General features: G+C 64.9%; 9 protein-coding genes and 2 pseudogenes. 1 reads left to right on the top strand and 10 read right to left on the bottom strand.

What is annotated here, in order from left to right; genetic code table 11:
- Positions 1-4 precede the first annotated feature (4 nt).
- A complete protein-coding gene (locus V9E98_11480; protein MEI2717594.1) occupies positions 5-439 on the bottom strand; it encodes a hypothetical protein in 435 nt (144 codons plus the stop codon).
- A 184-nt stretch (positions 440-623) separates the two neighbouring features.
- Here V9E98_11480 and V9E98_11475 point away from each other — a divergent pair, with 184 nt between their 5' ends.
- Entirely contained in the window at positions 624-1,253 is a 630-nt protein-coding gene (locus tag V9E98_11475; GenBank protein MEI2717593.1) for an ion channel, read from the top strand.
- Here V9E98_11475 and V9E98_11470 read toward each other — a convergent pair.
- From V9E98_11470 to rplK, 9 genes and pseudogenes are all read right to left on the bottom strand, one after another.
- Entirely contained in the window at positions 1,240-3,189 is a 1,950-nt protein-coding gene (locus V9E98_11470) for a S9 family peptidase (protein MEI2717592.1), read from the bottom strand. The two genes, V9E98_11475 and V9E98_11470, sit on opposite strands and share 14 nt — an antisense overlap.
- A gap of 65 nt (positions 3,190-3,254) precedes the next feature.
- Positions 3,255-4,487, bottom strand: coding sequence for an SUMF1/EgtB/PvdO family nonheme iron enzyme (locus tag V9E98_11465; protein ID MEI2717591.1), 1,233 nt, complete (start codon positions 4,485-4,487; stop codon positions 3,255-3,257).
- A 175-nt stretch (positions 4,488-4,662) separates the two neighbouring features.
- Positions 4,663-8,563: pseudogene (locus V9E98_11460) on the bottom strand (DNA-directed RNA polymerase subunit beta').
- A 78-nt stretch (positions 8,564-8,641) separates the two neighbouring features.
- Entirely contained in the window at positions 8,642-12,112 is a 3,471-nt protein-coding gene (gene rpoB, locus V9E98_11455; GenBank protein ID MEI2717590.1) for a DNA-directed RNA polymerase subunit beta, read from the bottom strand.
- Between the two features lie 401 nt (positions 12,113-12,513).
- A complete protein-coding gene (rplL, locus tag V9E98_11450; protein MEI2717589.1) occupies positions 12,514-12,906 on the bottom strand; it encodes a 50S ribosomal protein L7/L12 in 393 nt (130 codons plus the stop codon).
- 267 nt (positions 12,907-13,173) lie between these two features.
- Positions 13,174-13,677 (bottom strand): annotated as a pseudogene (gene rplJ, locus V9E98_11445) (50S ribosomal protein L10).
- A 178-nt stretch (positions 13,678-13,855) separates the two neighbouring features.
- Positions 13,856-15,247 (bottom strand): hypothetical protein, encoded by a 1,392-nt coding sequence (locus tag V9E98_11440; GenBank protein MEI2717588.1) that lies wholly within the window; start codon positions 15,245-15,247, stop codon positions 13,856-13,858.
- Positions 15,248-15,451: 204 nt separating this feature from the next.
- On the bottom strand, positions 15,452-16,162 hold the full coding sequence (gene rplA, locus V9E98_11435) for a 50S ribosomal protein L1 (GenBank protein MEI2717587.1): 711 nt from the start codon (positions 16,160-16,162) through the stop codon (positions 15,452-15,454).
- A 110-nt stretch (positions 16,163-16,272) separates the two neighbouring features.
- Entirely contained in the window at positions 16,273-16,704 is a 432-nt protein-coding gene (gene rplK / locus V9E98_11430) for a 50S ribosomal protein L11 (GenBank protein ID MEI2717586.1), read from the bottom strand.
- Positions 16,705-16,711 lie beyond the last annotated feature (7 nt).

Genomic DNA, 16,711 nt, shown 5'->3' with positions numbered 1-16,711 from the left:
TGACTCAAGGCTGAGACCCGGTAGGGAGACGCTCCAGCCAATCCTGGAGCCCTGGTTTGTGGACATCGAAGACGGCGGCATTGCCGTCCCACTCCACCCGCAGGGCGGCACGACGGTCGGTGGGTTTCGTGCGGTACTCCCATGCCTGCGCGCGGGCAAGGGGGATATCCAGCAGGAATCCGGTGGCGCCGACCACGAACACCAGTCGGGAATCTGTCAGGGCCAACGCCCCGACCCCGGACAGGTCGTCCGACACGCTCGTGCCCACAAGGACTGCGGGCCCGGAGAACCGGGCCTCCGGCAGGTCACGTTCCGCCTTCTTGACCCGGCGCCGTAACACCATCCGGGCGACCATGGTCGCTGCGACCGTTGCGAACAGCAGGAGGATCAGGGCCACCAGGGCGTAGAAGGCAAGCGACACCCCACTATGGTCGCTCACGCCCCACTTCCCGCCGCCACACTGGGGACTTGTCGCCGCCACCCGGGGACCCCTCTCGGGTTCCCTGCGACCTCGGGGTTCAGTGCGACCTCGGGGTTCAGTGCGACTTCGGCTACATCACGACATTGCGTGTCTCCGCGTCGCTTCCGAGGTCCAGCCCCCGCGGTCTGCGATCGTGGGCCGCATGATTGAGCGACGCCGACGCGAACTACTGGGACTCAAGGTGGCGGGCCATATCGTGACGGCGATCGCGCTGAGCATTGTCGCGCTGGCGGCCATGACATGGCTGTACATGGCTGCTCCCGAACCCACCGAAGCCGGCGATCTGGGTCTTTGGGGGTATGCCGCGTTCGGCGCGGTGAGCCTGACGATCTACATCTTGTTGGCACTGGGCGCGGTGCTGCGATTGCGCAACACCAAACGCCCGTTCGTCGAGGGGTCGCTGTTCGTCGTCATCATGGCGGCGCTGATCATCCTCGTCTACTCGTGGCTCTACGTGGCCATGAGCGGGGTCAATCCTGCGAGTTTCACGGAGCCGCTGAGCAAGACGACCGCTGTCTACTTCACGGTGACCGTTCTGGCCACGGTTGGCTTCGGCGACATCACCCCGTCGACCGACACCGCCCGACTTGTTGTGACCAGCCAGATGTTGCTGGGGTTCACGGTGATCACGCTGGCCATCCGCATCATCACCTCATCGGCTTCGACGGCGGCCAAGAGCCAACATCGGCGCCAACAGTTGGAGCGCCGAGCCGCCGCCCACAAGAAGGCCGACCCGTTCTTCCAGGTCGGCTCGGGAGTCAGCGAGGAGTGAGTGCAGTGGCGAGTCCGGCAATGTCATCGACTCCGGCCGGGATCGTGATACTCGACTTCTCGAAGACCGTCCCGAACGGCTCGAAGCGGCCGCCTAAGTGCTCAGCCAAGAACGCCTCGGTCACGGCGAAAAAGCTGAGCCGGTTGGCCGGCTCAGCGAATCCGTGACCCTCGTCAGGGAACAAGACATACGTCACCGGTATGCCGTGCCTCTTCATCGCGGACACGATCTGTTCCGACTCCGCCTGCTTGACGCGAGGGTCGTTCGCGCCTTGCCCGATGAGCAATGGCCTCTCGATGCGATCCGCGAAGGTGAGAGGGGAGCGCGAAAGCAGGAACTCTCGACCCTCGTCGGTCGTGAAGTCTCCCACCCGGTCCTTGAACATCTGCACCATGGGCTCCCAGTACGCGGGGATCGACTCCAAGAGTGTGGTGATATTCGAGGGACCGACGATGTCGACCCCGCACGCGAAGACGTCAGGGGTGAGCGTCAGTCCGGCCAAGGCCGCGTATCCGCCATAGCTGCCACCGTAGATCGCTACCCGATCTCGTCGGGCCACTCCCGCTGTGACTGCCCAGTCGACGGCGTCGAGTAGGTCGTCATGCATCGAAGCGCCCCACTCCTTGTTACCGGCGTTCACGAATCCCTTGCCGAAGCCGGTGGACCCCCGGTAGTTGACCGACAGAACGGCGTATCCGCGGTTGGCCAGAAGTTGGTGCTCGGGATTGAAGCCCCACTCGTCGCGTGCCCACGGCCCACCGTGAACGAGGAGGACCATGGGCAGCGGGGTCTGCGGACGACCGGTGCCGTCAGGGTCTGCATCGGGCGGCAGGGACAGGTAGGACACGAGCTCACGTCCGTCGCGGGCGGTGATGACAAGTGGGTGCATTCGAGTGAGCGGGTATTCGTCAAGGTCGGAGCGGTTGGTGAACAGGAAGTCGCACTTTCGTTGGGTGCGGTCGAAGAGGTAGTAGCGCACCGGGCCGTCGTCGGTGACGAACGCAACGATCCATCGGTCGTCCGCCTTGGTTCGGCTGGTGACGGTGACTTCGCCGGGGTCGACGGTACCGAGGTACTGCAGGTCTGCGGCCACCTCTGCGTCCAGCGGGAACCACTCGGTTCGTTGGTGATTCACGGCCACTGCCTGGACGGTCTTCTCGGTGGGGTGGGTCATGATCGCGTGGACGTCGGCCACCTCACTTTCGAAGACGAGCTCAGTGCCCCCTCCGTCGAGATCGACGAGGAAGAGCGCAGCCTTGTCTCGGCCGCGGCTGTCGAGCGCGTAGAACCTGTCTCCATCTTTCGTGAACCCGAAGGGATGCGTCGTGAGCGTGTCCTCCATCGGGATCTGCAGGAAGGGCTCATAGGCACCGTCGGTGTCCTTGCACACGACCATTCCACCGTCGGGTGTCATCGCCGCCGCCAATGGCACCGCGAAGTCCTCCCTGCCGACGAAGTCCACGAACCCTTCATTGACGACCACTGTCTGCCGCTCACCGGTGACGATGTCGGCGCGCACGATGTCGTGCAGTTCGGCGACCCGGTTGTTGACTCCCAGTAGGACCTCGCGCGGGTACTCGGGACTGGTCATGATGATCGTGGCGGCGACCTGCTCGAACGGGGTCAGATCGACCGTCATACCCGTGTCGAGATCGACCGAGTAGATGTGCCAGTTCTCATCACCGCCGACATCTTGCGGGAACAGGATGTGGCGGCCGGTGTAGGCCCACTCGTGAGCACGGATACCCCGCGTTGTGTCAGATGTGACGGGCGCAGCCTGAGCCGGATCCGCCACCGGGGCGACGAACACGTTGAGGACCCCATCGCGAGGTGCGAGCCAACTGAGGTGGGCACCGTCCGGGCTGATCTTGACATCCGCCCGTTCCGGGTTGCCGTAGAGCGCGTCACGCGGGATGAGAGGAGTGGTTTCAGTCACTCCCGCAGCGTACGCGGTCGAATCGGCAGGCGACTTCCCTGCGCAGGCCGCGCTGCGCCATGGCGCTACTTCGGGTTTCCGATGACTCCGATGCGGAATCCCAGCCACGGGTAGGTGCGGTTGTAGAACGTGTTGTCCTGCGGCTGCAACCCGACCGCACTGATCCACAGCTGGTAGGCAGGCGCATTGGGCACGCCGCCGTGCAGCCGCCGCCACACCCGCTCCCCGGGGAAACCGAAGGGCGGCGGCGTGATGGTGTCGGTCCATTCGACGGCGTTACCCCCCTGATCGAGTGTGCCCCACGGGGATCGCGTGCCCGCTTGTCCGACACTGCCGAGGCTGCCCTGGAACGCCGTTTGGTAGGCCGTTTCATCGAGTCCGAACGGGTTGACCGTCTCGCAGTCCGTCTGCGACACCTGAGCGGGACACCAGTTCGGCGCGGTCTCGCCGGAGGCGTGGAAGATCGACAGCGGTTGGGTGGCGCTGTTCGTGACGCTCCCGTTATCGGGATTCAGCACTGCTTGCTCGGGGCCGTCGCTCTCCCCTTCGCCGAAAGTGCCCGGGTTGGTCGGGTACTTCCAGTACGACAACGTTCCCCCGCCTGAGGTGTCGTAGTACGCCGCCTTGATCCACTCGTCCTGGCTGGGAATCACGAACCCGTTCTTCTTCGTTCGAGTGGCAGCGCGATTCTTCAGGTTGTACATACCGGAGTCGACTCTGGTGCCCAGTCGGACCCGGTAAGTGGTGACGGTGAACCCATCCGATTCCACTGCCTTCTTCGACAACACATCCCCATTGGTCAAGGCGTTGGCGAACCGCGCCGCCCGCGGGAACGTCGCGAACCCATAGGGCTTGTCTTTCCATTCCGGGTAGGTCACCGAGTACCGATGACCCTCGCGGGCCTTGCGATTGCGGTTCACCTGCCCGAAACGCGGCCACTGCTCGGACCCTTCGCTGGTGACGTACATGTTGGCCCGGTACCGGCCCTTGGGATCAGTCCGGTTGAGGAACTTCACCCACTGCTCGACGGTGACCTCGATCTCCCCGATGCGGTAGTGGTAGGGGACACCGCCCACATCCATGCAGTCCGATGATGTCGTCTCGGAACAGTCGCTGTAGATCGCATCCGTGAACGGCACGATCGCCACGGTCGGGTTGTCCGGCTCGCTGACCCGGACGGTGCGCAGTGTGACCACCGCATCCCCCGATGCGGCATGAGCGATTCCCGGCAACCCGACAGCGGCAAGCGCACCAGCCACGATCACCGCTGCCAACGTCTTCGTCCGTCTTACGGCCACGGCGCACCTCTTCTGGTCGACCCGTTCCCGAACACGCGCAGCCTAGTTCTCCGAGGGGGCGGAGTCGCACCGGTGACGCCCGAACTAGAAAGCGTGAAACCGGCGGTGGCCTCCGGACAGCGATCGGGCCGCCGAACTGTTGAGTTCGACGGCCCGATCGAGGTTGAGATAGCGGTCAGTTCGGGTAGTAGCCCCGCGTGTCGAACTCCTCCAGTGCGACGGACTCACCTGTGCTCTCACCGAAACCTTCGGTGTAGGTGAGTTCGTCGTAGGTGGTGAACGACGGGTACATGGCTTCCTTGGCTTCCTCAGTCGGGTCGACCCGGATGTGCCGGTACTGCGGCATGCCGGTGCCGGCCGGGATGAGCTTGCCGAGGATGACGTTCTCCTTCAGCCCCATCAGGTTGTCGGTCTTGGCCTGGATGGCCGCGTCCGTCAACACGCGAGTGGTCTCCTGGAACGACGCCGCGGACAGCCACGACTCCGTGGCCAGCGACGCCTTGGTGATACCCATCAGTTCCGGGCGGCCGGAGGCAGGCTGGCCGCCTTCTTCCTGCACGCGACGGTTCTCGTTTTCGAAGATGCCGCGGTCGACCAGTTCACCGGCGAGGAACTGCGAGTCCCCCGAGTCGATGATCGTGATCCGGCGCAGCATCTGACGAACGATGACCTCGATGTGCTTGTCGTGGATCGACACACCCTGGCTGCGGTAGACCTTCTGCACCTCATCGACGAGGAACTTCTGGGCCTGACGCTGCCCCAGCACACGCAGCACCTGCTTGGGGTCGATGACACCCTTGACCAGCTGGGTACCGACCGGCACATGTTCGCCGTCTTCGACCAGCAGATCGGAGCGCTTCGACACACCTTGGGCGACCTCGGGCTGATCGCCGTCGGGAGCGACGACGATCTTGCGGGTCTTCTCGGTGTCGCGCACCTCGACCACACCGCTGGCCTCGGAGATCGGGGCGTGACCCTTGGGGGTACGCGCCTCGAACAACTCGACCACACGCGGCAGGCCCTGCGTGATGTCCTCACCAGCCACACCACCGGTGTGGAAGGTGCGCATCGTCAACTGGGTGCCGGGTTCACCGATGGACTGCGCGGCGACGATGCCGACAGCCTCGCCGACATCGACCAGGTGACCACTGGCCAGGCTCTGGCCGTAGCACACCGCGCAGATGCCCTTGATGCTCTTGCAGTGCATCACCGAACGCACCCGGATCGAGGCCACACCGTTGGCGACCAGATCCCGGATCATCGGCATGCTGATCTCGGAACCGGCCGGGACCACGACAGTGCCGTCGACCTCGACATCACGAGCCAACACCCGTGAGGCGACCGAAGTGTCGACGTTCTCGGCGACCTGCAGCACACCTTCGGAGTCAGGTTCACCGATGGTCATCTCGAGACCGACCTTGGTACCGCAGTCGATGTCGCGCACGATCAGGTCCTGCGACACGTCCACCAGACGGCGGGTCAGATACCCGGAGTCCGCGGTCCGCAGCGCCGTGTCGGCCAAACCCTTACGAGCACCGTGGGTGGAGATGAAGTACTCCAACACCGACAAGCCCTCACGGAAGTTCGCCTTGATCGGACGTGGGATCGTCTCACCCTTGGGGTTGGCGACCAGGCCACGCATACCGGCGATCTGACGGATCTGGCTGTAGTTGCCACCAGCACCCGAGATCACCATCTCGGCGATCGAGTTGTCAGCGGGCAGGTTCTCACGCATCGCACGGTCGACGTCTTCGGTCGCGCGCGTCCAGATCTTGATCAGTTCGTCGCGACGCTCCTGATCCGTCATGCCACCGATGGCGACCTTCGCATCGATCTTCGTCGCCTTGGCCTCGGCCTCGTCGATGATCTGCCGCTTCTTCGGTGGCGAGACGACATCGTCGATCGAGATCGTCACACCTGAACGGGTCGCCCAGTGGAAGCCCAACTCCTTGAGTCGGTCCAGCGTCTCGGCGATGTCGATCTTCATGTACCGCTCGGACAACCGATTGACCAGACTCGCCGAGGACCTTCTTGTCGACCTGCTGGTTGACATACGGATAGTCACTCGGCAGCGCCTCGTTGAACAGCGCCCGGCCCAGCGTGGTGTCCACGATGTAGCCGTCACCCGGCTGCCAATCCTCGGGCAACTCCACCTCAGCCGGCGGCTGCCCGTCGAACATCCGCAGTTTGATCCTCGCCTGCAGCGACAGGTCACCCAGGTCGTACGCCATCAACGCCTCGGCAGGCGCCGCGTAGGCTCCGCCTTCGCCCTTGGCGCCTTCCTCGATGCCGGTCAGGAAGAAGATGCCCAGCACCATGTCCTGCGTCGGGGTGGTGATCGGACGGCCGTTGGCCGGCGACAAAATGTTGTTCGACGACAGCATCAGGATGCGCGCCTCGGCCTGCGCCTCCGGAGACAACGGCAAGTGCACCGCCATCTGGTCGCCGTCGAAGTCCGCGTTGAACGCGGTACACACCAACGGGTGGATCTGGATGGCCTTGCCCTCGATCAACTGCGGCTCGAACGCCTGGATACCCAGGCGGTGCAACGTCGGCGCGCGGTTGAGCAGCACCGGATGCTCGGCGATGACCTCCTCGAGCACCGCCCACACGTCGGCGTAGGCGTGACCGCCACCCGGCGCGCGCTCGACGCGGCGCTTGGCCGCCTTGATGTTCTGGGAATGACCCAGTTCGACCAGGCGCTTCATGACGAACGGCTTGAACAGTTCCAGCGCCATCTGCTTGGGCAGGCCGCACTGATGCAGCTGCAACTGCGGGCCCACCACGATGACCGAACGCCCCGAGTAGTCCACCCGCTTGCCGAGCAGGTTCTGACGGAATCGCCCCTGCTTGCCCTTGAGCATGTCGGACAGCGACTTCAGCGCGCGGTTGCCGGGCCCGGTGACGGGTCGGCCGCGGCGGCCGTTGTCGAACAGCGCGTCGACGGCTTCCTGCAGCATGCGCTTCTCGTTGTTGACGATGATCTCGGGCGCACCGAGATCGATCAGCCGCTTCAACCGGTTGTTGCGGTTGATCACCCGCCGGTACAGGTCGTTGAGATCGGAAGTGGCGAACCGGCCACCGTCGAGCTGGACCATCGGGCGCAGGTCCGGCGGGATCACCGGTACCGCGTCGAGGACCATGCCCAACGGTGAGTTGGTGGTGTTCAAGAACGCCGACACGACCTTCAGCCGCTTCAACGCACGAGTCTTCTTCGCGCCCGTGCCGCTGCGCACGACTTCGCGCAACTGCTCGGCCTCGGCCTCGAGGTCGAAGGTCTCCAACCGGCGCTTGATCGCCGCGGCACCCATGTCGCCCTTGAACCACTTGCCGTAGCGGTCGTCCATCTCGCGATACAGCATCTCGTCGCCCTCGAGGTCTTGGACCTTCAAGGTGCGGAACCGGTCGAAGACCCGCTTCAAGAAGTCGATACGGTCGTCGTTGCGCTTGCGCAACTGCTTCATCTCACGTTCGGCGGCGTCCTTGACCTTGCGCTTGGCGTCGGACTTCGCACCCTCGGCTTCGAGCGCGGCGAGGTCCTCTTCAAGCTTGGCCATACGGGTGTTGATGTCGTTGTCGCGGCGCTGCTCGATGCGGGCGATCTCCTCGCCGAGGCGGGCCTCCAGGGACGGCAGTTGCTTGTGCCGACCGTCCTCGTCGACCTCGGTGATCATGTGCGCGGCGAAGTAGATGACCTTCTCGAGGTCCTTCGGCGCCAGATCGAGCAGGTAGCCCAGCCGTGACGGGACCCCCTTGAAGTACCAGATGTGCGTCACGGGTGCTGCGAGTTCGATATGGCCCATGCGCTCACGGCGCACTTTGGCGCGGGTGACCTCGACGCCGCAGCGCTCGCAGATGATGCCCTTGAACCTCACGCGCTTGTACTTGCCGCAGTAGCACTCCCAGTCCCGGGTGGGACCGAAGATCTTCTCGCAGAACAAGCCGTCGCGTTCCGGCTTCAGGGTGCGGTAGTTGATGGTCTCGGGTTTCTTGACCTCGCCATGCGACCAGGTCCGGATGTCCTCTGCGGTCGCCAGACCGATCTGCAACTGGTCGAAGAAGTTGACGTCGAGCACTTCGTGGTTCCTTCTCTTGCTCGTGGATGTGATTCAGCTGTTGGGGTGACCGGGGCCGTTGGGCCCCGGTCACGACGGTCAGACTTCCTCGACCGAACTCGGTTCGCGCCGGGACAGATCGATGCCCAGCTCTTCCGCGGTTCGGAAGAGGTCCTCGTCGGACTCCTTCATCTCGATGGCGACACCGTCGCTGGACAGCACCTCGACGTTGAGGCACAGCGACTGCATTTCCTTGACGAGCACCTTGAATGACTCGGGGATCCCGGGTTCGGGGATGTTCTCGCCCTTGACGATCGCCTCGTAAACCTTGACGCGGCCGTGCGTGTCGTCGGACTTGATGGTGAGCAACTCCTGCAGCGCGTAGGCCGCACCGTAGGCCTCGAGCGCCCACACCTCCATCTCTCCGAACCGTTGCCCGCCGAACTGCGCCTTACCGCCCAGAGGCTGCTGGGTGATCATCGAGTACGGACCCGTGGACCGGGCGTGGATCTTGTCGTCCACCAAGTGCAACAACTTGAGGATGTAGATGTATCCGACCGATACCGGCTCGGGGTACGGATCTCCGGAGCGGCCGTCGAACAGTCGGGCCTTGCCACCGGAATCGACCAGCACCTGGCCGTCCTCGTCGGGACGGGCGTGCTCCATCAGCGCGGACAACGCATCCTCTCGGGCACCGTCGAACACAGGGGTGGCGACGTTCGAACCGGGAGGCGCGGAGCGTGTGCCTTCCGGCAGCGCTGCCACCCGCGGATCACTCGACGGAACGTCCCAGCCTGACTTGGCCACCCAACCCAGGTGCGTTTCGAGGATCTGGCCCAGGTTCATCCGACGCGGCACGCCCAGCGGGTTGAGCACGACATCGACGGGAGTGCCGTCCTCGAGGAACGGCATGTCCTCGATCGGGAGGATCTTGGCGATCACACCCTTGTTGCCGTGCCGACCCGCAAGCTTGTCGCCTTCGGTGATCTTGCGCTTCTGCGCCACATACACACGCACCATCTGGTTGACGCCGGGGGGCAACTCGTCGCCCTCGTCGCGGTCGAAAATGCGGGTGCCGATGACCTTGCCACTCTCGCCGTGCGGGACGCGCAGCGAGGTGTCGCGGACCTCCTTGGCCTTCTCTCCGAAGATGGCCCGCAGGAGTCGCTCTTCGGGGGTGAGTTCGGTCTCGCCCTTCGGAGTGGTCTTGCCGACCAGGATGTCACCGGACTGGACGTCGGCGCCCACCCGAACGATGCCCCGCTCATCGAGTTCGGCCAAGGCTTCCTCGGACAGGTTGGGGATGTCGCGGGTGATCTCCTCGGGACCCAGTTTGGTGTCGCGGGCGTCGACCTCGTGCTCTTCGATGTGGATGCTGGACAACACGTCGTCGCGAACGAGCCGCTCGGACAGGATGATCGCGTCCTCGTAGTTGTGACCCTCCCAGGGCATGAATGCCACGAGCAGGTTCTTCCCGAGTGCCAGTTCGCCGTTGTCGGTCGAAGGCCCATCGGCGATGACCTGGTCGGCCTCGACCCGCTGTCCCACCTCGACGATCGGACGCTGGTTGTACGACGTGCCCTGATTCGAGCGACGGAACTTGTGCAACCGGTAGTCGCGGATGGAGCCGTCCTCGGACTGGACCGAGATCAGGTCGGCAGACACCTCGATGACATCGCCGGCCTCCTCGGCCACGACGACATCGCCGGCGTCCTTCGCCGCGCGGAACTCCATTCCGGTCCCGACCAGCGGCGCCTCGGCCCGCAGCAGCGGAACCGCCTGACGCTGCATGTTGGATCCCATGAGGGCGCGGTTGGCGTCGTCGTGCTCGAGGAACGGGATCATGGCCGTGGCGACGGACACCATCTGTCGTGGCGACACGTCGACGTAGTCGACCTCGTTGCCCGGGACGTAATCGACCTCGCCACCCTTGCGGCGCACCAGGACGCGGTCCTCGACGAACGTACCGTCGGGGTTCAGTGCGGAGTTGGCCTGCGCGATGACATGGCGATCCTCCTCGTCAGCCGAGAGGTAGTCGACCATGTCGGTCACGATGCCGTTCTCAACGCGGCGGTATGGGGTCTCGACGAACCCGAAGGGATTCACCCGACCGTAGGTGGCCAGCGAGCCGATCAGGCCGATGTTCGGACCTTCCGGAGTCTCGATCGGGCACATGCGGCCGTAGTGCGACGGGTGAACGTCACGGACCTCGAAGCCCGCGCGTTCGCGGGACAGGCCACCGGGGCCCAGCGCCGACAGGCGGCGCTTGTGGGTCAGACCCGCGAGCGGGTTGGTCTGGTCCATGAACTGCGACAACTGGGAGGTTCCGAAGAACTCCTTGATCGCGGCAGCCAACGGCGTGATCTTGATCAGCGACTGCGGCGTGATGGCCTCGACGTCCGAGGTGCCCATCTTCTCGCCGACCAGGCGGGCCATCCGAGTGAGACCCGTACGGATCTGGTTCTGGATGAGCTCGCCGACCGTGCGAAGCCGCCGGTTGCCGAAGTGATCGATGTCGTCGGTCTCGACGGGGATCTCGCCCCGCGGCGACTCGAGGGTCTCCTTGCCGGCATGCAGGGCGGCGAGGTACTCGATGGTGGCGACGACGTCCTCGTCGGTCAGGACGACCTCGGACAGTGGGAGCTCCAGCCCGAGCTTCTTATCGACCTTGTAGCGACCGACTTTGGCCAGGTCGTAGCGCTTGGGGTTGAAGTAGTAGTTCTCGAGCAGGTTGCGCCCCGCGTCGACGGTCGGGGGTTCACCGGGTCGCATCTTGCGGTAGATGTCGAGCAGCGCCTCGTCCTGCGTAGTGACGTGGTCCTTCTCGAGGGTCTGCATGACCGACTCGTACTGGCCGAACCGCTCCGCGATCTGCTCGGCCGTCCAGCCGCGGGCCTTCAGGAGGATGGTGGCCGGCTGCTTGCGCTTCCGGTCGAGACGGACGCTGACGATGTCCTTCTTGTCGATCTCGAACTCCAGCCAGGCACCCCGGCTGGGGATCACGCGAGCAACGAAGACGTCCTTGTCGGTGGTCTTGTCGACGGACTTCTCGAAATAGACGCCTGGCGAGCGGACGAGCTGGGACACCACGACACGCTCGGTGCCGTTGATGATGAAAGTGCCCTTGTCGGTCATGAGCGGGTAGTCACCCATGAAGACGGTCTGGCTCATGCTGACGTCGGTGGTGCGGTTCTCGAAGGTCGCCGTCACGAACAGCGGGGCAGCGTAGGTGAGGTCCTTTTCGCGGCACTCGTCGACGGAGGCCTTGGGGGGCTCGAAGTGGAAGTCCTTGAAGGACAGGGACATGGTGTCCTGGTTGTCCTTGATCTCGCCGAGTTCCTCGAAGACCTCTTCCATGCCGGACTTCAAAGGGACGTCATCGCGTCCCCCGGCCTTGGCGGCATCGACCCGGGCTTGCCAGTGCTCGTTGCCGATCAACCAGTCGAACGAGTCGATCTGCAGACTCAGCAAATCGGGGACTTCGAGCGGTTCGTGGATCCGGGCGAACGAGACACGTCCGGATCCGGGGAGGTTGGAGTTGGTGAGATTCGACGGAGTCGAGGCGGTCAAGAAGGGTCCTTCCCGAGCAACGCGCTGATTGTCAGTTCGCCTCTACCCACACCGTCCACCGCAGTGGCCCGTGGGCTCACTGAGTGCTCCGATCATCCGGGTGTCCTGCGCGGCTCAAGACACGCTGATGAGCGGGGGTTCATTTGATAGGAGACGCAACCCCCAACACTACAGAGGAAGTGGGCGCATGTCTATGGGGGTGTTGAGAATCACACAACACCCTGCTGAGCCGCGCCCCCGGCGCGAAACCTGACCCGATCATGGCCATCCCACCCCAATGAGTCAAGGCGAAACCCCGAACGGTGGACAAGAGCGGCAAGGTGAGCGGATCGCGACAAGCGAAAGGGGCAGCCGCACCGGCGACTGCCCCTTCCGTGCTGACCGAAGCGGTCAGCGTGGGATCACTTGACGGTGACCGTGGCTCCAGCGGCCTCGAGAGCCTCCTTGGCCTTGTCTGCGGCCTCCTTGTTGACCTTCTCCAGGACGGGCTTGGGTGCGCCCTCGACCAGGTCCTTGGCCTCCTTGAGGCCCAGGTCGGTGAGACTGCGGACCTCCTTGATGACCTGAATCTTCTTGTCGCCGGCCGACTCCAAGACGACATCGAACTCGTCCTGCTCGGCGGCGGCGGCCTCCCCGCCACCGGCCGCCGCTGGGGCGCCCGCGGCTGCGACCGCGACGGGAGCGGCTGCGGTGACCTCGAAGGTCTCTTCGAACTGCTTCACGAACTCGCTGAGCTCCAGGAGAGTCATCTCCTTGAAGGCATCCAGCAGTTCCTCGGTGCTGAGCTTCGCCATGGTGGCGTTCCTTTCGTTTGCTCCGGCTGGGCCGGACTCCTTGACGGGCCGTCGGGGGACGGTGGGTGGGTCAGGGCGTCAGCCCTCCTGCGATGCCTCCGCGGCAGCCTGTGCTGCCGGTTCGGCGGGCGCCTCGGCCGGAGCCTCGGCATCGGCGGACGACTCGGTGTCGTCAGCCGAAGAATCATCCGCGGTGGCTTTGGCCGCCGCTTCCTCCGGGGCAGGCGATCCGGCGCCTCCGGCCAGGACTGCGGGATCGGCCTCGGCCTTGACGCGCAGCGCCTCGATAGTGCGGACCGCTTGCGACAGTGGGGCGTTGAACAGGGCTGCAGCCTGGTTGAGGGAGGCCTTCATCCCTCCGGCCAACTTGGCGAGCAGGACGTCGCGCGATTCAAGATCCGCCAGCGTCTTCAGTTCTTCCGGAGTGACCGTCTTGCCATCAACGAAGCCGCCCTTGACGACCAACGCGGGGTGATCCTTGCCGAAGTTCTTCAGGCCCTTGGCTGCTTCGACGACATCGCCGGTCACGAAAGCGATCGCGGACGGCCCGGAGAGCAGTTCCTCGAAGCCCTCGACACCGGCATCCCGCGCGGCGAGTTTCGTCAGGGTGTTCTTGACGATGGTGTAGTCGGCATTGCCGCGCAGGGCCGTGCGCAGTTCCCGCAGCTGCGCCACGGTCAGGCCTCGATACTCGGTGAGGACGGCGCCGGACGAGTTGCGGAACTGCTCGGTGAGTTCCGCGACTGCTTTGGTCTTGGAGCTGCGCGACATTCGTCGGGTCCCTTCTGGTGGGACCGCCGGCGCGCGAGGAGAGGGTGGGATCCGATCGGGTTCCCGGTCATCACCTGCGCGGGCTACCTCGGGAGGCATTTACGTCTTTCGACACCAGCGGTCTACGGCCCGGCCAGGGTACGCGGTGATCCGCGCTCGGGTCAAAACGGCGGCCGTCTCACTCGACGAGTGGACCGCGCACCTGGAGTTTCGCAACTCCGGTCTCGCTGCCCGCGGCGTCGCGGTTCTTCAGGAACTCACCTTCCGCGCGGTACCGTCCCACGCTCGGGGGACGGAAGGACACGGTGGCGTCCCCGCCGTTGACGGACACGCGATACCGGCGCAGGAACTGCCATCCGGCGATCGGATCGAGGCGCTCCACCACGATGACCCCACGCCCGGACACGCCGGGACGGACGTTCATCTGCAGGCGCGCGGTCGACCCCGGGCGCACTGCGGCCTTGCGGTTGCCGTTGAAACGCAGGGACGACTTCGTCACCGCGCGCGAAACGCGGGACAACTGGTATTTGCCCTGGCCTTCGACAGCGACGAAGAACCGTCCGGGCCGGACCACACGGTCGATGGTGGACCCACCACCGAGATAACTGCCGCCGTCGCTGCGCAACTCAAGATCGGGTCCCCCACTGACCCGCAGGGTCAACTCACTGCGGCGGGTGACGTCGAAACGGTAGAGATCGACGGAGTCGATGCCCCCATTGACGTGGCCTTTGACCTTGGCGTGGTTGCGGATGAAGATCCCCGGAACGGTGTCGTCCGCTCGGGCGCGCTCGACCTGAAGTCGATACCGCTGCACGTCCCGGCTGCGCCCGGCTTCGACCAGGAAGACGTAGCGACCGGACTCGTCGGGGGTGAACAGTCTGTACCCGCCGCACTTGCTGCGCAGGACCGGCTGGCTGGAGAACGACTTGGTTCCGGGACGGTAGACACTCAGCGACGTGCAGTACTGGCCACCGAGGTACATCTTGGTGGTGCGCCCCTCGTTGAGGCGTTTCCAGTAGGCGTTGCCCGGATCGACCAGGCGGTCGACAGAGCCCTTGGCGCCGTTCGCGGGGAGTTTCTTGCCGGGGGGGCGAGGTGGCTGAGCGGGGATCAGGACCCGCAGCGTGAACGTATTGGCGACAGAACCGGTCTCATTGCCGATCCGGATCGCGTATTCAGCGCCGGATTCCCAGCCGCCGGTGTCGAGTGTGGCAATGCCTTTCTTGTCCGTCGAGGTGCAGTCGAACCAGTCATAGCGAGACCGGGTGCGCTCGAAGACGTCCACGGTGGCGTCCATCTCGCCGTTGGCGTCGAGCTGGATGATGACGCCGTCCTTGGGGGCGGTGAACCGATACCAGACCGAACCGTCAGTGTCGCCACATTCGCTCTCGTCCCCGACCGGCTCGAGGGTCGCCCCGACCAATGTCCCGGTGACCGTTTGTGGCGGGGTGACTCGGATCGCATCGGCGCGGTTGTTGTTCGGCGGCGGGTCGGCAGCGACAGCGCCTGCCGGCAGGGCCATCAACCCAGCCGCGACGATGCCGGCCACCAGGGCGTGGAACGACTTCATGGCGTCCTCCTGACGCAGGAACTCTGATTCCACGGTACTCGGGGCCAAGCGGGCATGACGGATCCCCAGCCCTCATCACCAGATGCAGTCACCGGATCACCAGTGGCAGGCACCGGCGCGCGTCCTGGGCGACTTCGCAGTCCGACTCGGCGCTCGCATCCCGACTCGAAAGAGCACCCGCCCACCGGGGAACCGCTGGCAACGTCAGGCCTGGTCGCCCGCGGATTCGCGGGCCCGGGCCGGCTCCACCGGGATCCCGGGTCCCATGGTCGAACTCACCACGATCTTCTTGATGTAGCGGCCCTTGGAACTCGACGGCTTCAGCCGCAGGATCTCGTCCAAGGCCGCCGTGTAGTTCTCGGCCAGCTGTTCTGCGGTGAACGACTTCTTGCCCACGATGAAGTGCAAGTTCGCATGCTTGTCGACGCGGAACTCGATCTTGCCGCCCTTGATCTCCTCGACGGCCTTGGCGACGTCCATCGTCACCGTGCCGGTCTTGGGGTTCGGCATCAGACCGCGGGGGCCCAGAACCTTGCCCAACCGGCCGACCTTGCCCATCATGTCCGGGGTCGCGACAGCCGCGTCGAAGTCGGTCCAACCTCCGGCGACCTTCTCGATCATGTCGTCGCTGCCGACGAAGTCCGCCCCGGCTGCCCGGGCCTGCTCGGCCTTCTCGCCGGCGGCGAAGACCAGCACCCGCGCGGTCTTGCCCGTGCCGTGCGGCAGGTTCACGGTGCCCCTGACCATCTGATCGGCTTTGCGGGGATCCACGCTAAGCCGCGCAACTGCCTCGACGGTGGCGTCGAACTTCTCGGTTCCGGAGTCCTTGACCAGCGTCATGGCCTCGAGTGGGGTGTACAGCTTGTCGCGGTCCACCGTGGCGGCGGCACTGCGGTAGTTCTTTCCGTGCTTCATGTTCTGCTCCTTGTTCGCAGGTGTGGTCATGTGGGCTGCACGAGCCCTGCCACGAGGCGGCGCCGGCGGCGCATCCTCCTCCGCCGGGGAGGCGGGAGATCGGGGAAGGGTCAGCCGGTGACGGTGACGCCCATCTGACGGGCGGTGCCCTCGATGATCTTCATCGCTCCGTCGATGTCGTTGGCATTGAGGTCGGGCATCTTGGTCTCAGCGATCTGGCGCACCTGATCGCGCGTGATGGAACCAACCTTGGTCTTGTGTGGCTCGCCCGAACCTTTCTGCAGCCCGGCGGCCTTGAGTACCAACTTCGCGGCGGGAGGAGTCTTGGTGATGAACGTGAACGAGCGATCCTCGTAGACGGTGATCTCCACTGGGATCACTTCGCCGCGCTGGCTCTCGGTGGCCGCGTTGTAGGCCTTGCAGAACTCCATGATGTTGACACCGTGCTGTCCCAACGCAGGACCCACGGGTGGGGCCGGGTTGGCCTGGCCCGCCTGAATCTGCAGTTTGATCAGGCCGGCGACCTTCTTCTTGGGAGCCATGTCTTCC

It is taken from the genome of Candidatus Nanopelagicales bacterium, assembly GCA_037045355.1.
GTDB lineage: Bacteria > Actinomycetota > Actinomycetes > S36-B12.
The sequence above is the reverse complement of the archived record's forward strand: the minus strand, read 5'-3'. Positions and strand labels throughout refer to the sequence as shown.